The sequence below is a fragment of the Kitasatospora terrestris genome (assembly GCF_039542905.1).
GTDB classification, from domain to species: Bacteria; Actinomycetota; Actinomycetes; order Streptomycetales; family Streptomycetaceae; genus Kitasatospora; species Kitasatospora terrestris.
Genome location: NZ_BAABIS010000001.1, coordinates 5,809,340 through 5,829,718, shown reverse-complemented (window position 1 = coordinate 5,829,718; position 20,379 = coordinate 5,809,340). Strand labels below are relative to the sequence as shown.

The window sequence follows — 20,379 nt, the reverse complement described above, 5'->3', positions numbered from 1 at the left end:
CGCACGGCATGACGATCTCTCCGAAGCGGCTGGGTACCGGATCAGCGTGCGCCACCGTTCGGAAAGCGGCAAGGGTTGCAGGGGGTTGCAACCCCCCGGACGGCCGGACATCTCCTCAACTTCCGTACCGCTCACCGCACTCGAATTCACACACCCGTTTCGTCCCGGGTCTGGCGGTCCGTCCGCACGCCGCTGGTAGTCTCCTTCGAACACTGTCAGGAAGGGGAGCCGGGTGGCGCTCCGCGAGCACTCCGCGGCGGTCCACGGCGCCGCACGGAACGGACGGAACGGACGGCACGGCCGCCCCAAGCCGTTCGGCGGCCGGTTGCGGCTGCCGACCCTGCGCTTCTCCGGCGCGGCCATGGCGATGTCCACCGTGGTCGGGATCAGCCTGGTGACCACCTGGCTGCTCAACGAGCAGCAGCAGGTCGGCCGGCGGCCCGGCGTCTCGGTCGGCGCCAGCCCGCCGGTGCCCAGCGCGGACGCCGAGACCACCGCCGCCCCGGCCGCCCCCGCCGAGCCGGACCGCTCCGCCGTCTCCGGCGGCGGCAGCGCCGCGCCCTCGCTCCGGCCGACCGCCACGCCCACGCCCACGCCGTCCCACCCGGCCGTCCACCCGGTGCGGGCCTCCGGCACGCCGCTCGCGGCCGGCGGCGGCGTTCCGCCGACCCTGGCCGCGCCGTCCACCAGCCCGACCGGCGCGCCGCCGTCGGCGTCCGTGCCGCCGTCGCCGCCGGCCGTCCCGCGGCCGATCGCCTCCGGGTCCGCAGCCCCGGCCATGTCCGGCTGCGCCGGCCTGGAGTTCCTGGGCCGCTCCGGCACCCGGCACACCCTGCGGCTGACCGTCAACGAGCCGCTGGCCGCCCTGCAGGTCGAGTTCCGGCTCCGCCGCCCGGACGCCCTGCCCGGCACCACCCCGGCCACCGACCTGCCCGGCGCGGTGGTCACGGTCGCCCTCGACCGCGACACCCTGGTCTACCGCTTCACCGTCCCCCCGGACACCGCGCTGCCGGCCGGCACCCACACCTTCTCGATCACCGGCGCCGTCCCGGCCCCGGACCCGACCGCCCCGGCCGAGAACTGGACGGCCTCCGCCTTCGCCCTCACCACCCCGCACGCGGTCACCGCGCGGGGGGCGTTCCTCTAGGCTCCCTGGCCGGCCGGGGGGGGCGACCCCCGGCCGGCCCGGAGGCCCCGGTCAGGCCTCCCTGATCCGCTGCGCGCGCCGCAGGTCGTCCAGTTCGTCGCCGACCACCCGGCGCAGCGCCGGCGTCAGCCCGTCGGCCCGCAGGCACTCCTCGGCCAGCCGCACCGTCTCCGCGGTCGCGTACCCGCGGGGGAACAGGAAGTGCCCGAGCATCCGCACCACCGCGTCGCCGCGCCGGGCCGCACCGAGCAGCTCGGCGAAGTACCGCCGGACGTACTCCTGCTGCTGCTCCTCCGCGCCCGAGCGCCAGAAGCCCTCGGCGGTCGCCCGGAGCAGGTGGTTGGACAGCTCCCCGTCGGTGAACATCGCCTGCCAGGCCCGTGCCTTCGCGTCCGGCTCCGGCCGGGCGGCCCGGGCCCTCGCCGCCCCGACCTCCGCCTCCGTGCCGGGGTCGCGGGCCAGCTCCGCGCTGAACTCCGGCTCGCCGGCCCGGCCCCGCGCGGCCAGCCGGGCCAGCGCCACCCAGCGCAGCTCGGGGCTCAGCGAGACCCCTCCCGGCAGCCCGTCCCCGGCCAACCAGGCCTGCAGTTCGTCGAGTTGTGCCTCGCCGACCGAGCTCTCCAGGGCCCCGCGCAGCGCGGCCTGGCGCAGGTTGGGCGCGACGTCCGAGCCGAACAGCAGCGACCGGGCCGCCCCCGCCACCACCGCCAGCCCGGCGGCCCGCCGCTCCGGCGCCAGGTAGCGGCCCGCCACGTCGTTCACCGCGAAGGCGAGCACCGCCTCCACGGTCGACACGACGGTCTCCCCGCCCAGGTGGCGCTCCACCAGGCGCAGGTACTCGGCGGGGGCGAGCTCGCCGTCCCGGACCAGGTCCCGCGCGTGGTCCCAGAGCAGGGCGCGGGTCAGCCCGTCCTCCACCTGGGCCAGCGACTCGGTGACGACCTGCCACGAGGCCTCGTCCAGCCGGATCTTCGCCCAGGTCAGGTCGCCGTGGTTGGGGACGACCAGCTCCGGCTGGTCCTCGACCAGCTCGGGGACGAGCACCCGTCCGCCGGCGGGCACCTCCACGGCCGGTGCGCCGGGCCAGGCCCGCAGGTACGGCTCGACCATGGCGTACCCGCCGACCCCGACCAGGTGCGGCCGGCTGCCCTCGTTCACCACCGCGACCGACCGGACCTTCCCGCCGTCCCGCTCGACCTCGACCCGCAGGGTGTCGACGCCGCTGGTGCGCAGCCACTGCTCCGCCCACCCGTGGACGTCCTTGCCGCTGGCCTCGCCGAGCGCCGCGAGGAAGTCGGCCAGCTCGGCGTTCCCGTACCGGTGCCAGGCGAAGTACGCGTTGATGCCGGCGAAGAACGCCTCGTCTCCCAGCCAGGCCACCAGCTGCCGCAGCACCGAGGCGCCCTTGGCGTACGAGATCCCGTCGAAGTTGACGACCGCCTCGGCGACGCTGCGGGTGCCGTTGCCGGCCACCGGGTGGGTGGAGCCGCGCTGGTCGGCGTCGTACCCCCAGGCCTTGCGGCGGGCCGCGAAGCCGATCCACGCGAGGGTGAACCGGGTCGACTCGGCGGCCACCCGGTAGCCGAGCATCTCGGCGAACGACTCGTTCAGCCACAGGTCGTCCCACCACTTCATGGTGACCAGGTCGCCGAACCACATGTGCGCCATCTCGTGGCAGACCACCATCGCGCGCGACTCGCGGTCGGCGTCCGTCGGCGTCGACCGGAAGAGCATCTCGTCGCGGAAGACCACGCAGCCGGGGTTCTCCATCGCGCCCCAGTTGAACTCGGGCATGAAGGCCTGGTGGTACTCGCCGAACGGGTAGCGCTGCTCGAACAGCTCGTGCAGCCGGTCGAAGGACGCCCGGGTCACCTCGAAGAGCTCGTCGGCCTCCCGCTCCAGCTCGGCCGCGAGCGAACGCCGCGCGTGCAGGCCCAGCGGAATGCCGTCGTGCTCGCCGGCCACCGAGTGCAGCGGGCCCGCGACGACGGTGAAGAGGTACGTGGAGATCGGCTTCGTCTCGGCGAACTCCCGCCGGCCCTCCTCCCCGGGCCCGGCCGGGGCGCCGTTGGCGAACGCCTTCCAGCCCGGCGGGAGCGTCACGCCCAGTCGGATCGGCGCCTTCAGGTCCGGCTGGTCGAAGCAGGCGAACACCTTGGGCGCCAGGTCCGGCGCGCAGCTCGCGTAGAGGTAGACCTCGCCGTCCGCCGGGTCGGTGTAGCGGTGCAGGCCCTCGGCGGTGCGCGAGTAGCGCATGTCCGCCTCGACCAGCAGCTCGTTCTCCGCCGCCAGGCCGGGCAGGGCGAGCCGGTTGCCGTCCAGGTCGGCGGGGTCCAGCGGCCGGCCGTTGAGCACGGCCCGGCGCAGCTCGACCGGCTCCAGGTCGACGAAGCTGTCGCTGCCCGGCTCGGCGCAGCCGAACCGGATCACGGTGGTGGAGCCGAACACGTCGGGACCCCGGGTGACGTCCAGGTCGATCGTGTAGGAGCGGACGTCGAGCAGGCTGGCACGAAGGATCGCTTCGGTACGTTGCAGAGCTGGCATGCCTGCATGCTCACCCGGCCCCCCGGCAGTGGCAAGGTCTTTCCGCTCGCGGCGTACCGTCAGGTCACATGCCGTCAGGGCACCCGGCGGGCTAGTGTGCAACCAGGGGCGCGCCGGGCGCGTCCGACAGCGTGTACCGGTGGAGGAGGAGCACGTGACGACGGTCCTGACCCAGGGCGGCAACGCGCCGCTTTCGGCGTCCCGGGTGACGGTCGAGGTGACCGCGCCCAAGCAGCTGGACGTCTCCGGGCTGCTGCTGACGGAGGCGGGCAAGGTCCGTTCGGACGCCGACTTCGTCTTCTTCAACGAGCCCACCGGCCCGGGCGTCACCCACCGTCCCGGCGGCGGCGCGACGCCCGACGCGATCACCGTGGACACCACCGCGGTGCCCGCCGAGATCAGCAAGATCGTGGTGACGGCGAGCCTGGACGACGCCGGCGCGACCTTCGCCGGCACCGAGCCCACCGCCACCGTCCGCGACGCGGACAGCGGCCAGGTGCTGATCACCTTCACCCCGCCGCGGCTCTCCCGGGAGACCGCCCTGGTGGTCGTCGAGGTGTACCGGCGCGGCAGCGAGTGGAAGGTCCGCGCGGTGGGCCAGGGCTACGCCGACGGCCTGGCCGGCATCGCCACCGACTTCGGCGTCAACGTCGAGGACTCACCGGCGCCCGCCGCCCCGGCCGCCCCCGTCGCGGCCCCGGTCACCGGCGCCCCGACCCCGCCGCCGCCCACCACCCCGCCGCCGATGCCGTCCGCGGCGCCGTCCAGCGGCAAGATCACCCTGGACAAGGGCCGGGTCAGCCTGGTCAAGGGCGGCTCGGTCTCGCTGGAGAAGGCCGGCAAGCCGTTCCTCGCCGCGGTCCGGATGGGCCTCGGCTGGGAGCCGGCCGCGCGCGGCCGCAACGTCGACCTGGACGCCTCGGTGATCGCCTTCGACGCCCAGCGCAAGAAGGTCGACACCGCCTGGTTCATGAAGCTGTCCATCTTCAACGGCGCGATCGCCCACTCCGGCGACAACCTGACCGGCGCCGGAGTGGGCGACGACGAGTCGATCACCGTCCACCTGGACGGCATCCCGCCCGAGGTCTGCGGCCTGGTCTTCGTCGTCAACTCCTTCTCCGGGCAGAAGTTCACCGACGTCGCCAACGCCTACTGCCGCCTGCTCGACGCCTCCACCGGCGACGAGCTGGTCCGCTTCGACCTCACCCACGCCGAGCCGCGCACCGGTGTCGCGATGTGCAAGCTGGTCCGCCAGTTCTCCGGCGAGTGGGTGATGACCGCCCTCGGCGAGTACGTCGACGCCAAGACCGCCCGCGCCATGGTCAAGCCCGCCGCCGCCATGCTCTGACGATGGTCGGAAAGTCTTCCTAAGACCTCGCACCCCCCGAAGTCGCGCCGGACTACCGTGCCGTCCGCGACACGTCATTCGGGGGAAGGCGAGGTGCGCCACGGCGATCGAGCTGCCTGGCGAGGTAGTGGAGTTCATGTCGATCATCGGCATCAACTGGCCGACGGTGAACGAGGACAAGGTCCGTGAGTTCGCCTCCCACGTGCGGGAGTTCGGGCAGGCCGTGGAGGCGGCGCACCAGAAGTCGACGTCCATGGTCGAACAGCTCGGCCAGGCGTACGAGGGCGCCTCCTACGAGGCGCTGCTCGCCAAGTGGGCGTCCGTCTCCGACCAGCACTTCAACCAGCTGGTCCAGGCCTGCCACGTGGTGGCCGACGCACTCGACATCGCCGCCGACGTGATCGTCGCGATGAAGGTCGAGACGATCGCCGAACTCGTCGCGCTGGCCGCCGCGTTCATCGCCGACCAGGCCGCCGAGGCCGCACTCGGCGTCGACGGCGGCGCCCCCGCCGGCACCGGCTTCCGGATCGATCCGGACGGGCTGGAGCGGCACGCCCAGCTGATGCACGACCAAGCGGAGACCGTCGCCGGTCACGCGCAGGTGTTCCAGTCCAAGATCGCGGGGGTGAGCTTCGAATGAGCAACCAGATCGTCAAGGCGCTGGAGGACGCGGCGCAGAAGCTCGGCAGGACCCTCGCCGAGGACGCCGGCAAGGCGCTGTAGTCCTTCTACCGCAAGGCCGGCGACAACATGAAGAAGGTCGCCCACAACACCCGCGAGATCGAGGCCGAGCACGCCGGGGACCTGGAGAAGATCCTCAAGGGACACGACACCAAGGTCCCCCACCCGCGCGGTGGCCACGGCCCGGGCGGCAGCCGCGGCGGGTCGCACCCCAAGCGGCGCGGCCGCAACCAGGTCAAGAGCCCCCGCACCGAAGGTCGCCCGCTCGACACGCGCGAGTGCCCCGGCGAACCGGTCGACATCGCCACCGGCCGGATGTTCATCGACCAGACCGACGCGTGGCTGCCCGGTTCGCTTCCGCTCGCGTTCACCCGCAACTTCGAATCGGGACTGGTGACCGGCCGCTGGATGGGCCCGAAGTGGATCTGCACCTTCGACGAACGCCTGGAGATCGACGAGGACGGCGTCGTCCACATCCGCCCCGACCGAATCACCCAGGCCTACCCCCACCCCGAGCCCGGCGACCCCGTCCACGCCTCTGCCGGTTCCCGCCACGAACTCGACCACGTCGAAGGGCTCTACACCGTCACCGACCCCGCCACCGGCCTGGTCAAGGAGTTCACTCCCACTCCCGACGGCGACGAGGCCCTGCTCACCGTCGTCCGCGACCGCCTCGGCCGCCACTACACCCTCGCCTACGACCAGGACGGAGTCCCGCTCTCCATCACCCACTCCGGCGGCTACCAGCTCCTGGTCACCGTGGACGCCGACCGCATCACCGCCCTGCGCCTGGCGAAGGCGGGCGACACCGGTGGCGACGCCCTGCTGACGCGCTACAGCTACACGGACGGCCACCTCACCGCCGTCTACAACTCCTCCGGCAGGCCCATGCGCTTCACCAACGACGCGCACGGCCGCCTCACCTCCTGGACCGACCGCAACAACTCCCAGTACCGGTACACCTACGACCATCTGGGCCGGGTCACCGATGAGGGCGGCACCGACGGCTTCCTCCGCTTCACCTTCAGCTACGGCGACCGCGACCCGGACACCGGCCTGCGCACCCACACCGAGACCAACGCCCTCGGCCACACCACCACCTACATGATCAACGACCACGCCCAGGTCATCGCCGTCACCGACCCCCTCGGCCGCACGACTCGATACGAGTACGACGGTGCCGGCGACCTCATCGCCATCACCCGACCCGACGGAGCTCGCTCCACGTCCACCTACACCGACCGCCTCGGCCTCCCGGCGATCGTGACCGGTGCGGGCGGCGCGACCTGGCAGCACACCTACGACTCCGCCGGCCTTCAGCTGACACTCACCGACCCGATCGGTGCGGTCACCCGGTTCTCGTACGATGAGCGCGGCCACAGGGCCTCGGTCACCGATGCGTCGGGCAGTACGACCCGCTTCACCTGCAATGCCGCGGGGATGCCGATCGAGGTCACCCACCCCGGCGGTACGGCGCCGACGCCTCGCACATCCCTGGCCGGTGCCCTGGTCCTACCCGCCGGGCTACGGCAACCTCCCACCGGGCTACACGCCCTGACCCTCCACCCGGCCCAACCACGAAAGAGGCGAATCAGCGATGTCGGTCAGCGACCAGCAGCTCATCGGTCTGGTGCAACGGCTCACCGCAGCAGACGTCCGGATCCGAAGCGGCGCCTGTGACACCATCACCGACTGGATCAGCGCCTTCGACCGCTTCCAAGCCCGCATGTTGGCGATGACCCTGGCCACCGCGGCGGCTGTCGAGACCGACCGGGACTGCCGGGAGAACACCCTGCACGCACTCGGCGAACTGGCCGACACCGGCCTCTTCGGGACCGAGTTCTTCGAGCCCATCAGGCATCTCGACCCGAACACCCTGGACGTGAACGAGCGGGAGTACGTCGACGCCCTGCTGGAGCTCGACCGCTGAGCCGACGCGCGAAGGCCGCCGGCGGTCTTGTGGACCGCCAGCGGCCTCGGTGCACCCCTGCCAGGGTGGGCTCCAGGGCGGACTCAGCCGCGGGTGGCCATCGCGCGCAGGAAGAAGGCGAGGTTCGCGGGGCGCTCGGCGAGGCGGCGCATGAAGTAGCCGTACCACTCCTGCCCGTACGGCAGGTAGACCCGCATGGTGTTGCCGGCCTCCGCCAGGCGCAGCTGCTCCTCGGGCCGGATGCCGTAGAGCATCTGGTACTCGAAGGAGTCGGTGTCGCGCTTGTTCCACTCGGCCAGCTGGCCGGCGATCTTGATCATGTTGGGGTCGTGCGAGGCGACCATCGGGTAGCCCTGGCCGGCCATCAGCACCTTGAGGGCCCGCACGTACGCCAGGTCGACGTCCTTCTTGCCCTGGAAGGCGACCGACTCGGGCTCCTTGTAGGCGCCCTTGCAGATCCGCACCCGCGAGCCCTCGTACGCGAAGTCCTTGCAGTCGGCCTCGGTGCGGCGCAGGTAGGCCTGCAGCACGATGCCGAGCCACGGGTAGTCGGCGCGCAGCTCGCGGGCGATCGACAGGGTGGAGTCGGTGGTGGTGTGGTCCTCCATGTCGAGGGTGACCGTGGTGCCGGCGTCCGCGGCGGCGGCGCAGATCCGGCGGGCGTTCTCCAGGGCGATCTTCTCGCCGTCCACCGGCAGGAACTGGCCGACGGCCGAGAGCTTGACCGAGACCTCGGCGCCGGCGGCGAGGCCGGTGTCCTTGAGGGCGGCGAGCAGGTGCTCGTAGGCCAGGGCGGTGCCGGCGGCCTGGTCGGCGTCCTTGGTGTCCTCGCCGAGGTGGTCCAGGGTGACCTTGCGGCCGGTGGCGACGAGCTCGTCGGTGGCGGCGACGGCCTGCTCGAGGCGCTCGCCGGCGACGAACCGGTCGACTATGGCGTGGGTCGGCGGGAACTTCTCGATCACGGTGCGCGCCTTGGGGGAGCGCGACGCGGCGAGGAGGGCGGAACGGAGCATCTTGACTCCTGGAGATGGTTCAGCAGGGGGAGAAGACGGGCGGCGGCGCGGGGGTGGCGCGCCGCCGCCCGGTGAGGAGGCGTCAGCCCATGTGCGGGTAGCGGTAGTCCGTCGGCGGGACGAACGTCTCCTTGATGGAGCGGGTGGAGGTCCAGCGCATCAGGTTCTGCTTGGCGCCGGCCTTGTCGTTGGTGCCGGAGGCACGGCCGCCGCCGAAGGGCTGCTGGCCGACGACGGCGCCGGTCGGCTTGTCGTTGATGTAGAAGTTGCCGGCGGCGTTGCGCAGCACGTGCATGGCGTGCTGCACGGCCTCGCGGTCCTGGGCGATGATCGAGCCGGTCAGGCCGTAGGAGGAGACCGACTCCATCTGCGCCAGCATCTCGTCGTACTTGTCGTCCTGGTAGACGTGCACGGCGAGGATCGGGCCGAAGTACTCGTCGCGGAAGTACTCGCTCGCCGGGTCCTCGCAGACCAGCACGGTCGGGCGGACGAACCAGCCGACCGAGTCGTCGTAGCTGCCGCCGGCCAGGATCTCGACCTTCGGGTCGGCCTTGGCGCGGTCGATCGCGGCCTTGTTCTTGGCGAAGGACCGCTCGTCGATGACGGCGCCCATGAAGTTGGCCAGGTCGCTGACGTCGCCCATGGTGAGCCACTCGACCTCGTCGCGGAAGTCGTCCTTGAGCTCGGCCCAGAGCGAGGCCGGGACGTAGGCGCGGGAGAGCGCCGAGCACTTCTGGCCCTGGAACTCGAAGGCGCCGCGGGTCATCGCGGTCTTCAGCACGGCCTTGTCGGCGGACGGGTGGGCGACCAGGAAGTCCTTGCCGCCGGTCTCGCCGACGATCCGCGGGTAGGTGCGGTAGCCGGCGATGTTCTCGCCGACGGTGCGCCACAGGTGCTGGAAGGTGGCGGTGGAGCCGGTGAAGTGGATGCCGGCCAGCGCGGGGTGCTTGAGGGCGACCTCGGAGACGGCCAGGCCGTCGCCGGTCACCATGTTGATGACGCCCTTGGGCAGGCCGGCGGCCTCCAGCAGCTGCATCAGCAGGTGCGCGGAGTACTGCTGGGTGGGGGACGGCTTCCAGATCACCACGTTGCCCATCAGCGCGGGCGCGGTGGGCAGGTTGCCCGCGATGGCGGTGAAGTTGAACGGGGTGATCGCGTAGACGAAGCCCTCCAGCGGGCGGTGGTCGCTGCGGTTCCACACGCCGTCGGAGGAGATCGGCTGCTCGGCGATGATCTGCCGGGCGAAGTGCACGTTGAAGCGCAGGAAGTCGACCAGCTCGCAGGGGGTGTCGATCTCGGCCTGCTGGGCGGTCTTGGACTGGCCGAGCATGGTGGCGGCGGCCAGGGTCTCGCGCCAGGGGCCGGCCAGCAGGTCGGCGGCGCGCAGGAAGATCGCGGCGCGGGAGTCGAAGGAGAGCGCCTGCCAGGCCGGGGCGGCGGCCAGGGCAGCGTCGATGGCGTCGCGCGCGTCGTCCTGGGTGGCGTTGCGCAGCGTGCCGAGCCGAGCCGCGTGGTTGTGCGGCTGGACGACGTGGATCTCGGAGCCGCCGCCCATCCGGCGCTCTCCGTTGATCGTCATGGTCAGCTGGATCGGCTCCTGGCCGCCCAGCTCCTTCAGCTTCGCCTCCAGCCGGGCCCGTTCCGGGCTGCCGGGGGCGTAGCTGTGGACCGGCTCGTTCACCGGCGCGGGGACCTGGGTCACAGCATCCATGGCGCACGCTCTCCTTCTCGTCATGGGGGTCGGCGAGGGTCGCACGCCGGCCATGGAGAAACGCTATTCCCCAAGGCCCGGCCGCCTTGTTGGCCGCGCCGCCAAAGTCCCCCGAATACCGTTGTCGGTCCGGACGAAGGGATCACGGGTCGGTCACGGCGGCGGGTGCTGTCCGCACGGCTAAACTCGGCCCCACGGGCTTGTCCGCCCGGATGAAGCCGCCCGGACGGAGGTGACCCGGCCGATGCGCGCCGCCCCGACCGCCACCGGCATCCCGCTGCGCCAGCTGCTGATGTCGCTCGGCGAGCCCCTGGTGGAGCTGCAGGCGGCCCCCGCCGGGCTGGACGTGCCGGTCCGGGACGTGGCGATCCTCGACCCGGAGGACCCGCCGGCCGCCGCCCCCGGCGAGCTGGTCCTCGCGATCGGCGCCCGCGGCCGCGCCGCGCTCCCCGCCCTGCGGGCCGCCGGCCGGGCCCGCGCCGCCGCCGTCGCCGTGAAGCTCGACTCCCCCGGCCAGGCGGACGCGCTGCGCGAGGCCGCCACCGAGGCGGGGGTGGCGCTGCTCTCGGTCCGCCGGGAGACCCGCTGGGAGCACCTCGACCTGCTGGCCCGCACCATCATCGCCGGGCCGGACACCCCGGACGCCCCGGACTTCAACGCGGGCGACCTCTTCTCGCTGACCCAGACCGTCGCCGTGCTCACCGGCGGCATCGTCTCCATCGAGGACGCCTCCAGCCGGGTCCTCGCCTACTCCCGCTCCTCCGGCTCCGACGAGGTGGACGAGCTGCGCCGGCAGTCCATCCTCGGCTGGCAGGGCCCGGAGCCGTACCTGGCCAAGCTCCGCGAGTGGGGCGTCTTCCAGCACCTGCGCAGCTCGGACGGCGTGATCGAGATCGACGCCCACCCCGAGCTGGGGATCCGCCGCCGGCTGGCGATCGGCATCCGGGCCGGCGCCCAGCCGCTCGGTGCGATCTGGGTGCAGGAGGGCTCGCAGCCGTTCGCCCCGCTCGCCGAGCAGGCCCTGGTCGGCGCCGCCCGGGTGGCCGCGGCGCAGCTGATCCGCCGCCGCCGCGAGCTGTCCGCGGACGTCCGGCTGACCCGGACGCTGCTCACCGGCCTGCTGGAGGGCTCCACCGGCCCGCAGTCGCTGGCCACCCACCTCGGCCTGGACCTGCGCCGGCCCGCCACCGTCCTGGCGTACACCACCGGCGCCGGCGAGGCGGGCTCCGACCTCGAACTGACCCGCGCCGAGGTGACCGGCCTGATCTCGGTGCACACCGCCGCCCGGCACCGCGGCGCGCTGCTCGCCCCGATCGAGAACCGGGTGTACGTGCTGCTGCCCGAGCTGCCGCCCGGCCTGCCGGTCGCCACCCTGCGCAGCTGGGCGCAGGAGGTGGTGGAGGCGGCCCGCGAGCACCTGGGCGTGCCGCTGCGGGCGGCGATCGGCTCGACCGTCGAGGGCCTGGCCGAGGTCCGGTCCTCCCGGGCGCAGGCCGACCGGATCCTCGACGCGATGGGCCGCGGCGGGGTGGTGCCGGACGTCGCCGCGCTGATCGACGTGCAGGCCGAGGTCCTGGTCAGCGAGGTGCTGGCGCTGCTCCAGGAGCGGTCGGAGCTGCGCGACCCGCGGCTGTCGGCGCTCGCCGAGTACGACCGGCGGCACGGCACCCGGCTCGCCGAGTCGGTGCTGGCCTGGCTCGACGCGCTCGGCGAGGTCCGGGTGGCCGCGGACGCCCTCCACATCCACCCGAACACCCTGCGCTACCGGGTCCGCCGCGCCGAGCAGCTCACCGGCATCGACCTGGCGCAGCCGCAGCAACGGCTCCTGGCCATGCTGCAGCTGCGCCTGGCCGAGTAGCGGGCCGTCAGCGGCCGCAGCGGTGCCAGGGGCCGGTGATCGCCAGCATGATGCCCGGGTCCTGGATGTTGGCGAACAGGGTGTGCCCGTCGTGCGAGAAGGTCACGCCGGTGAACTCGCTGAACTCCGGCGTGTCCGCGGTGCCCAGGTTGAGCTCGTTGCGGGCCAGCGCGTAGGTCCGGCCGTCCTCGGTGGTGCCGAACAGGTGCTGCTGGCCCTCGCCGTCCTCGGCGATGATCAGGCCGCCGTGCGGGGAGACGGTGATGTTGTCCGGGCCGTCGAAGTTGCCGCGGTCGGCCCACACGTCGGGGTTGACGCCGAGGATCACCTTGAGCGTCAGGGTGCGCCGCGCCGGGCTGTAGAACCACACCTGCCCGTCGTGCTGCAGCGGCGACTCCTCGCGGGCGTAGGAGGAGACGAAGTACACGCCCTCGTCGCCCCACCACATGCCCTCCAGCTTGCGGGCCCGGGTGATCTCGCCGTCCTTGAACTGCTTGCGGACCGGGGTGGTGCGGGCGTCGCGGTCGGGCACCTTGACCCAGTCCACGCCGTAGACGGTGCCCGGCCGGGTGGCCCGGGAGAGGTCGTCGACGAGCTTGCCCTGCTTGTCGAAGACCTTGAAGGCCTCCAGCACGCCGGCGTCGTCGGCGAGGGTGCGCAGCTTGCCCTTGCCGTGCTCGAAGCCGGCCGGCGGGGTCCAGCGGAACAGCAGGCCGTTGGGCTTGGACGCGTCCTCGGTGAGGTAGACGTGGCCGCGGCGCTCGTCGACCACGACGGCCTCGTGGGCGTACCGGCCGAAGGCCTTGATCGGCTTCGGGTCGCGGTTGGCCTCCCGGTCGTACGGGTCGACCTCGAAGACGTAGCCGTGGTCCTTGGTCATGCCGTTCTGGCCGGCCTTGTCCTCGGTCTCCTCGCCGGACAGCCAGGTGCCCCACGGGGTGGCGCCGCCGGCGCAGTTGGTGGAGGTGCCGGCGATGCCGACCCACTCGGTGACCTGCTTGCCGCCCTTGCGGACCTCGACGACGGTGCAGCCGCCGGCCGCGGCCGGGTCGTAGACGTGGCCCTCCAGCAGCGGCACCGGGTACTTCCAGTTGGCCCGCGGGCCCTTGAGCTCGTGGTTGTTGACCAGCACGGTGCCGCCGTGGCGGCCCTTGAACGCGGCGGTGCCGTCGTGGTTGCTGGGGGTGGACTCGCCGGTGTCCAGGGTGGTGCGGCCGGAGTAGGTGACGATCTCGTACCGGAAGCCCTCGGGCAGCGCCAGGATGCCGTCCGGGTCGGGGACCAGCGGGCCGTAGCCGAGCGCGGTGGGCGCGCCCTGGGCCGCCGCGGCCTCGCCGCCCGCCGGGGCGGCGATCGCGCCCGGCGCGGTGGCCAGCACCTCGGCGCTGCCGGCGATCAGCACGCCGGCGCCGAGCAGGGTCGAGCGGTTGACGAAGTCCCGGCGGGACAGCTCCATGACGGGTCGCTCCTGGGAAGAGGGGATGCAGGTGGCGGCCAGACTCCGCGTGCCGGGTGAACCGCGCGTGAAGCCGACACGTCGTCAGCGTGCCGATTGCCCGACCGTATTGCCCCGGCCGTTCCCGCCCGTGGCGAGCCCTTCGCCTGCCCGCTCAGTGCTGGGTGCGCTCGATCCGCCACTGCTCCCAGGCCGTCAGCCAGGCGTCCTCGCCGCCGCCGGACAGCTGGTCGCCGCCGGACCACATCCGCTCCCAGGCGCGCTGCGCCGGCAGGCTCGGCACCTCGCTGGCGAACACGGTGTAGCGCACGACCTCCTCCACGGCCGCCAGCCCCTCGGGCGTGCCGATCAGCCACTCGGTGTGCTGGGCCAGCCGGGTCAGGTGGTTGACCATGGCGGCGACCGCCTCGGTCGCCTCGTCGCGGTCCTCCGAGGCCAGCCGCATCTGCTGGCGCACCGCCGCCTCCCAGCGCAGCGCCTTCGCCTCCCCGCGCAGCCGCCGCGGCAGCCGCTGCGCCCGGCCGACCCGCAGCTGGGTCTCCATCGCCACCGCCTCGGCCACGCTGTGCTCGACCACCTCGCGGTGCGCCTCCAGGCCGGTGACCGGCGGCAGCACCCGCTCCTCGATCGGGACGTTCCGGGAGCGCTGGCGCAGCGAGAGCTGGCGCAGCAGCGCGGTGCGGCCGGTGATGTAGCGCTCGAAGTCGTCGACCCGGCGCAGCTCGACCCCGCCGGGGTCGACGCCCCGGCCGGTCACCGTCACCGTGATGCCGTCCACCCGCAGCCGCCCGGCCCACACCGCGCCGGCCGGGCCGTCCGCCCGCCGGTCCTCGTGGATCTGCACCGCCCGCGGCTCGCCGTCCACCGTGATCCACTCGCGCAGCGCGCGCACCCGGCCGGGGCCGTCGCCCTCGTCGATGTCGAGCTGCTCGTAGACCCGGTCGCGCTCGTCCTCGACCACTTCCTCCAGCTCGGGCAGCGGGCCGCCGCGCTCGGCGCCGGGCCGGTAGGTGCGCACCGTCACGTACGGGCCGTCGACCGAGCTCCAGTCGCCCGAGCGGACCTCCACCCAGCCGAGCTCGCCGTTGAACACCTCGTACTCGGCGAGCGCGTCCACCGGCTCCACACCGATCGGTGCGCTCCAGCCGTCGTGCGCCCCCACCGCGTGGCCCACGCCCCCGGGGGCGCCCGGCACGCCGGCGTCGACCGCGAACACCGGGAAGCCCGCGTCCGCCAACACCTCGCGGTGGTGCGCCTCGTGGTCGGCGTAGTAGTCCTCGGGGTCCTGGGGCCTGCTCGTGCGCTGCCTCGTCATTCCTCGCCGCACCCCCGGGTACTCGCCTCGCTGTGGTCCTCCCGGCCCGGCTGGCCGGCCCCTCCGCCACCACCACCCGCACCGCGTCCGCCCCACGATACGGCCCCGGCACCTGCTGGGCCATCAGCTTCCCCCGTACGGTTGCCGGATCCCGCCCGCCGCCGTGCCACCGCGCGGCTGTCACCGCCCTTGCCTACGCTGGCCGGCATGACCGAGACCGCGGGCTTCCCCGCACGCATCAGCATCGTCACCCTCGGGGTGGCCGACCTCGCGCGCAGCTCCGCCTTCTACGAGGCGCTCGGCTGGCAGCGCTCCTCCGCCTCCAGCCCGGAGATCGTCTGGTTCCGCACCGCGGACTCCGTGCTCGGCCTCTTCCCCACCGAGGAGCTGGCGGCCGACGCCGGTGTCCCCGCCGACGAGGGCGAGCCGACCTTCCGGGGCGTCACCCTCGCCGTCAACCTGGAGTCCCCGGCGGCCGTCGACACCGCCCTCGGCGTCGCCGTCGACGCCGGCGCCACCGTGGTCAAGCCGCCCAAGCCCACCAGCTGGGGCGGCTACTCCGGCTACTTCGAGGACCCGGACGGCCACCTGTGGGAGCTGGCCCACAACCCGTTCTTCCCTTTCACCGCCTCGGGCCAGCTCGACCTGCCCTGACGGGCGCCCGCGGGGGGCGCTCCGCTCCTACTGGTCCGTCCCCTGCCGGCTCCTGGCCTTGAAGGCGGCCTTCCGGGCCTCCTTCGCCACCGTCCGGTCGATGTGCAGCTCGCCGACCGTCTCCAGCACGTCCGCCGTGTACGGGTGCGGCACCCGCCACAGCTCGCCGAAGTAGCTGGCCGGGTTGTCCGTCACCGGCAGCTCCGCCACCAGCCGGCGCAGGCGCGCCGCGTCGCCGCCGCCGCCGCCGGCCAGCATCACCGCCGCGAACGAGTCGACCATCCGCCACAGCGCCACCGGCCGCTCCGGCGCGTCGACCTCGACGCCGTGCTCGCGCAGCCACTCCCGGGCCAGGCCGCCGAGCTCCGGGTCGTCCACCACCTCGCGGGCGGCGTCCACCGCCGGGTCGCCGATGTCCGTCAGCACGCTCGCCACCAGGTAGCGCCGGACCGGGCCGCCCGCGTCCCGCCCCCGGGCGGCGGCCAGCAGCTCGCGCACGCCGGCGGTCGGCTCCCGCCGGGCCAGCCAGAGCTGCACCTCCCGCTCCGGCATCGTGTTCGGGCTGTCCAGCAGGCCCTGCAGCAGCGCCGCGCCGTCGCCCTCGGCCAGGTCGCCGATCAGCGGCGCGTCGTAGCCCTCCTCCAGCAGCCACTGACGGATCGCGTACTGCCCGAGCGGGGTCAGCCGCGCCGTGCCGAACCGGGCGGCGTCCTCGTCGGTCAGCGGCTCGTCCCGCTCCTCCTCCTCGGCGGGCGCGCCCCCGTCCTGCGCGTCCTCCTCCTCGAACAGGTCCGGGTCGATCGGCCGGTGCTCCAGCAGCCCCAGCTCGGCCAGGTCGCCGAGCATCGGGTCGAGCGCCACCATCACGTCCGTGATGTCGCCGAGCATCCCCTCGTCCGGCTCCTCGCCGTCGGGGACGACCAGCAGCGCCGCCAGCACCCCGAGCGGCACCGTCTCGGCGCCCGGCTCGGCGAACGCCGTGGTCTCGTACAGCACCTGCAGGGCCTCGTCGAGCAGCTCCGCCGCGGAGTCCCGGGCGTCCTCGACGTCGGCGAGGCCGTCCTCGTCGGCGTCCTCCCGGCCGGCGTCGCCGTCCGGGTCGACCGAGTCGGCCTCCGCGGCCAGCTCGCGGACCAGGCTCGCGGCCTCCAGCCACAGCTCCAGCACCGTCTCCGGGTCGCGCTGCTCGACCGCTTCCAGGTCGGGGCCGGGGATGGCGACGTGCGTGCCCTCCGCCGTCGTCCCGGTCTCCACCAGGTCCAGGTCGCAGGCGAGCGCCCACGCCCGCAGCGCCTCCACCACCGCGTCCCCGTCGACCGGCCCCTCCTCGGGCGCCAGGCCGAGCAGCCGGGCCGCCGCCTCCCGGTCGTCGCCGGTCAGGTCGCCGTGCTCGTCCACCGAGCGGTGCGGGGCCGTCCAGCGGGCCAGCCGGACGACCCGGTCGATCAGCGGCACGGCCAGCGCGGCGGCGACCAGCTCCTCCTCCGGCGGCAGGGAGATCGGCGGGACCAGGACCGCGACGTCGTCCAGCTCCTCGTCGCCGCCGTTCTGCGCGCCGTACAGGTCGGCCAGGTCGAAGTCGGCGGGCAGCAGGCCCTCGCGCGGCTCGCCGCCGTCCTCGGAGGACGGGTGGTCAGGAGTGAAACGGCTGCGTCCGGGCATCGTTGCGAGCTCTCCCGTGGTCGCTGTGGGCACCTGGTGGGCGCCGCGTGGGTCCGGCCGGCGGACCGGGTGGGCGACCGGTCCGGGACCGAGGCGTAATCGGTCCATCGACCCAGCGTATCGGCCGCGGGCCGCCCACGCCCGACCTGAGGGGTGCGCGTCACACCCCGCGCGCGCCGGTCCGGCCCCGCGGACCACGTATCCTTCGGTAGGCACCTGCGCACACCCCGCGCCCGCCACCCCCGGGGCAACGAGGCCCCGGACCCCTTCCGTACGCACATCCCCGCCCCACCCGGGCGCTGTCGCCGTGCCGCCACCCCAGGCCCCGGCCTGCCCCGGTGGTGCCCGGCCACAGGAGACCCCTGCCATGGCGGACCTCTCCCCCGCCGGCTCCGGACTGACCACGGTTCAGTACGCCGGACGCCGACTGTCGGAGGCCCTGCTCCCGCTGGAACTGGCACCGCGCCAGCAGCTCCAGCTCTCCGCGATCAGCCGCTGGAACGCGCTGCGCGGCATCCGCGTCGGCCTGGTCGCCGGCGCCCTCCTGCTCCTGCTGATCGGCGCCAACCTGGCCACCCCGATCTACCCGGTCCTCCAGCAGCGGCTCGGCCTGACCGCGCTGGACACCACCGTCCTGTTCACGGTGTACGTGTTCGCGCTGGTGCCGGTGCTCGCCGCGGTCGGGCACTGGTCCGACCACCTCGGCCGCCGCGCGATGATCCTGCCCGCCGTGGCGCTGGCCGCCGCCGGCGACGCGGTCTTCGCCACCGCCGGCAGCTTCTGGCAGCTCGCCGCCGGACGCGCCGTCCAGGGCGTCGCGGTCGGCCTCTCCACCGGCGCCGCCGGCGCCGCCCTCGGCGACCTGCTGCCCGACCGCCCCACCCTGGCCGCCAAGCTCACCCTGGCCTGCTCGGCCGGCGGCGTGGCCCTCGGCCCGATCGCCGGCGCCGCCCTCTCCGGCGGCGAACACCCGCTGCTCACCCCGTTCCTGGCGCACGCGGTCGCCCTGCTGGTGCTCTGCGTGCCGCTGGCGCTCGTCCACCCCCGGATGCCCGGCTCGCTCCGCCCGCCGGCCTCCCCGCCGCGCATCACCACCCCCGCGCACCTGCGCCCGCAGCGGCTGCGGCTGCCCCGCACCGGCCGCCGCGAGTTCCTGCTCGCCGCCGGCGCCGGCTTCGTCTCGTACGGCGTCTTCGGCGTCTACCTGGCGCTCGCCCCGGCGTTCTCCTCCTCGCTGCTGCACACCACCTCGCACCTGACCGGCGCCGTGGTCGCGGCCCTGCTGCTGGGCTCCTCGGCCGCCGCCCAGCTGGTCGTCCCGCCGACCGCCGACCGCCTGGTCGTCGCCCTCGGCATGACCGGCCTCGCGGCCGGCCTCGGCCTGGTGGTCGCCGCCCAGTACACCGGGACGCCCGCGCTGCTCTTCATCGGCAGCGTCCTCGGCGGCGTCTGCCAGGGCGTCGCCTTCCGCTCGCTGTTCACCACCGCCGTCGCCGCGCTGGACCCGGCTCGCCGCGGCAGCGAGCTCTCCACCCTCTGGGTGGTCGTCTACCTCGGCTCCTCCGCCCCCATCATCGCCGTCGGCGCGCTCACCCAGCGCTACGGCCTGCTCCCCGCCGTCGGCGGCTTCGCCTCCGTCGCCGCCCTCGCCTGCCTCGCCCTGGCCGCCGCCGTCCTCACCACCCGCCGACGCGGCCCGCAGCCGGCCTGACGGCCCGTCCGACGGCTCCTGCCGGATCGACGCGCTCCTGCCGGAGCCGTCGGACGGGCCTCAGAACTTCCAGGCCATCGTCGGGTTGGCGGAGCAGGTCCACTGCTGGACGGTGGCGCCGTCGGTCTTCTGGGAGTTCTCGACCTCCAGGCACTTGCCGCTGTTGCGGTTGACCAGCTGGCGGTTGCCGGTGCCGCGGACCTCCCAGTGCTGGGCGGCGGAGCCGTCGCAGGTCCACTGCTGGGCGTGCACGCCGTCGGCGGTGCCCCCGCCGGTCGGCTGGAGGCACTTGCCGCTGTTGACGTTGCGGATCTCCCAGCTGTCGCCGACCCAGTGCAGGACCCACTGCATGGTGGGGTTGGCGGAGTAGGTCCACTGCTGGGCCCGGCCGCCGTCGGCGGTGACGGAGTTCTCGATCTCCAGCGCCTTGCCGCTGTTGGCGTTGAGGATGCCGCCGCGGATGTCGGCGGGCGGCGGGGCGGTGGTGGTCACCGGGGCGGTCGGTCGCGCGCCGGTGGCGGAGGGCTTCGCCCCGGCGGTGGCGGACGCGCTGCGCGAGGCGCTCGCGGAGGCGGACGCCGAGGCGGTGGCGGAGGCCGCGACGGAGTCCGGGGCGGAGCCCGTCCCGGACGGGGAGGGCTGGTCCGGGGCCGGCCGGGCGGGTCCGGCGGTGCCGGACGGGCCCGCCCCCGCGGCGGTGCCGGACGCCGGGCCGCCACCGGAGAGGCCCACCGCGACGGCCGAGACCGCACCGACGGCGAGCACCGCGCCGCCCACCGCGGCCCCGACCCGCAGGCGCCTGCGCCGTACCGTCTCGCGTTCGTGCTGCTCGGCCAGCGCCGCCCAGTCCGGCTCGCCGTTCCCCGCCCCGTAGATCATGGACCGGGATTGTAGTACCGGGCCGGAAAGCGCCGAGGGGCGCGGGACGACCCGCGCCCCTCGGCGATGAACGGCAGCTGCCTCAGACGTTGAAGCCCAGCGCGCGCAGCTGGTCGCGGCCCTCGTCGGTGATCTTGTCGGGGCCCCACGGCGGCATCCAGACCCAGTTCAGCCGCAGGTCCTTGACCAGGCCGTCGGTGGCGGTGCGGGCCTGGTCCTCGATGACGTCGGTGAGCGGGCAGGCCGCCGAGGTGAGCGTCATGTCGACGGTGGCGACGTCGCCCTCGTCGATGTGGATGCCGTAGATCAGGCCGAGGTTGACCACGTCGATGCCCAGCTCGGGGTCGACGACGTCCATCAGGGCCTCGCGGAGGTCCTCGACGGACACGGTGCCCACGCTGGTGAAGCCGACCGCGGACTCCTCCGCCGCTTCGGCCCCGGTCTCCGGGGTGTCACTCATCAGTTCAGTC

16 protein-coding genes are annotated in these 20,379 nt (G+C 73.9%); 8 read left to right on the top strand and 8 right to left on the bottom strand.

Translation table 11 applies throughout. The annotated features are described in order from the left end of the window. The first annotated feature begins 232 nt into the window (after nucleotides 1-232). On the top strand, nucleotides 233-1,147 hold the full coding sequence (locus ABEB06_RS26760; protein WP_345699441.1) for a hypothetical protein: 915 nt from the start codon (nucleotides 233-235) through the stop codon (nucleotides 1,145-1,147). 51 nt (nucleotides 1,148-1,198) lie between these two features. On the opposite strand, the gene pepN is transcribed toward ABEB06_RS26760, so the two are convergent. Then, nucleotides 1,199-3,691, bottom strand: a complete 2,493-nt coding sequence (pepN, locus tag ABEB06_RS26755) for an aminopeptidase N (RefSeq protein WP_345699440.1) — start codon at nucleotides 3,689-3,691, stop codon at nucleotides 1,199-1,201. Nucleotides 3,692-3,857: 166 nt separating this feature from the next. Between pepN and ABEB06_RS26750 the strand changes: the two genes are divergently transcribed. The 4 genes from ABEB06_RS26750 to ABEB06_RS26735 all read left to right on the top strand — a co-directional run bounded on the left by ABEB06_RS26750 (nucleotide 3,858) and on the right by ABEB06_RS26735 (nucleotide 7,650). After that, nucleotides 3,858-5,039, top strand: coding sequence for a TerD family protein (locus tag ABEB06_RS26750; protein ID WP_345702000.1), 1,182 nt, complete (start codon nucleotides 3,858-3,860; stop codon nucleotides 5,037-5,039). Between the two features lie 76 nt (nucleotides 5,040-5,115). After that, on the top strand, nucleotides 5,116-5,679 hold the full coding sequence (locus ABEB06_RS26745) for a WXG100 family type VII secretion target (RefSeq protein ID WP_486334169.1): 564 nt from the start codon (nucleotides 5,116-5,118) through the stop codon (nucleotides 5,677-5,679). Between the two features lie 110 nt (nucleotides 5,680-5,789). After that, nucleotides 5,790-7,400 (top strand): DUF6531 domain-containing protein, encoded by a 1,611-nt coding sequence (locus ABEB06_RS26740; RefSeq protein ID WP_345699438.1) that lies wholly within the window; start codon nucleotides 5,790-5,792, stop codon nucleotides 7,398-7,400. Nucleotides 7,401-7,455: 55 nt separating this feature from the next. Beyond that, nucleotides 7,456-7,650 carry a hypothetical protein gene (locus tag ABEB06_RS26735; RefSeq protein WP_345699437.1) on the top strand — a complete coding sequence of 65 codons (195 nt, stop codon included), beginning with the start codon at nucleotides 7,456-7,458 and terminating at the stop codon, nucleotides 7,648-7,650. Between the two features lie 83 nt (nucleotides 7,651-7,733). On the opposite strand, the gene ABEB06_RS26730 is transcribed toward ABEB06_RS26735, so the two are convergent. Beyond that, nucleotides 7,734-8,663: a proline dehydrogenase family protein gene (locus ABEB06_RS26730; protein ID WP_345699436.1), complete on the bottom strand. Its 930-nt coding sequence runs from the start codon at nucleotides 8,661-8,663 to the stop codon at nucleotides 7,734-7,736. 82 nt (nucleotides 8,664-8,745) lie between these two features. Continuing rightward, a complete protein-coding gene (pruA, locus tag ABEB06_RS26725) occupies nucleotides 8,746-10,374 on the bottom strand; it encodes an L-glutamate gamma-semialdehyde dehydrogenase (protein ID WP_345699435.1) in 1,629 nt (542 codons plus the stop codon). Between the two features lie 244 nt (nucleotides 10,375-10,618). Here pruA and ABEB06_RS26720 point away from each other — a divergent pair, with 244 nt between their 5' ends. Beyond that, the gene (locus ABEB06_RS26720; RefSeq protein WP_345699434.1) at nucleotides 10,619-12,232 is read left to right on the top strand and encodes a PucR family transcriptional regulator; all 1,614 of its coding nucleotides are present in this window, start codon (nucleotides 10,619-10,621) and stop codon (nucleotides 12,230-12,232) included. A gap of 7 nt (nucleotides 12,233-12,239) precedes the next feature. On the opposite strand, the gene ABEB06_RS26715 is transcribed toward ABEB06_RS26720, so the two are convergent. Together ABEB06_RS26715 and ABEB06_RS26710 are read right to left on the bottom strand one after the other, a co-directional pair. Continuing rightward, entirely contained in the window at nucleotides 12,240-13,688 is a 1,449-nt protein-coding gene (locus ABEB06_RS26715; RefSeq protein ID WP_345699433.1) for an alkaline phosphatase PhoX, read from the bottom strand. 154 nt (nucleotides 13,689-13,842) lie between these two features. Next, nucleotides 13,843-15,003 (bottom strand): hypothetical protein, encoded by a 1,161-nt coding sequence (locus tag ABEB06_RS26710; protein ID WP_345699432.1) that lies wholly within the window; start codon nucleotides 15,001-15,003, stop codon nucleotides 13,843-13,845. 207 nt (nucleotides 15,004-15,210) lie between these two features. Between ABEB06_RS26710 and ABEB06_RS26705 the strand changes: the two genes are divergently transcribed. Then, a complete protein-coding gene (locus ABEB06_RS26705; RefSeq protein WP_345699431.1) occupies nucleotides 15,211-15,657 on the top strand; it encodes a VOC family protein in 447 nt (148 codons plus the stop codon). A gap of 27 nt (nucleotides 15,658-15,684) precedes the next feature. On the opposite strand, the gene ABEB06_RS26700 is transcribed toward ABEB06_RS26705, so the two are convergent. Further along, nucleotides 15,685-17,319 carry a hypothetical protein gene (locus tag ABEB06_RS26700; RefSeq protein WP_345699430.1) on the bottom strand — a complete coding sequence of 545 codons (1,635 nt, stop codon included), beginning with the start codon at nucleotides 17,317-17,319 and terminating at the stop codon, nucleotides 15,685-15,687. Nucleotides 17,320-17,686: 367 nt separating this feature from the next. On the opposite strand from ABEB06_RS26700, the gene ABEB06_RS26695 reads away from it, so the two are divergent. Beyond that, entirely contained in the window at nucleotides 17,687-19,030 is a 1,344-nt protein-coding gene (locus tag ABEB06_RS26695) for an MFS transporter (RefSeq protein WP_345699429.1), read from the top strand. Between the two features lie 60 nt (nucleotides 19,031-19,090). On the opposite strand, the gene ABEB06_RS26690 is transcribed toward ABEB06_RS26695, so the two are convergent. Both ABEB06_RS26690 and ABEB06_RS26685 read right to left on the bottom strand, forming a co-directional pair. Beyond that, the gene (locus ABEB06_RS26690; protein ID WP_345699428.1) at nucleotides 19,091-19,909 is read right to left on the bottom strand and encodes an RICIN domain-containing protein; all 819 of its coding nucleotides are present in this window, start codon (nucleotides 19,907-19,909) and stop codon (nucleotides 19,091-19,093) included. Between the two features lie 82 nt (nucleotides 19,910-19,991). After that, nucleotides 19,992-20,369, bottom strand: coding sequence for a metal-sulfur cluster assembly factor (locus ABEB06_RS26685; RefSeq protein ID WP_345699427.1), 378 nt, complete (start codon nucleotides 20,367-20,369; stop codon nucleotides 19,992-19,994). Nucleotides 20,370-20,379 lie beyond the last annotated feature (10 nt).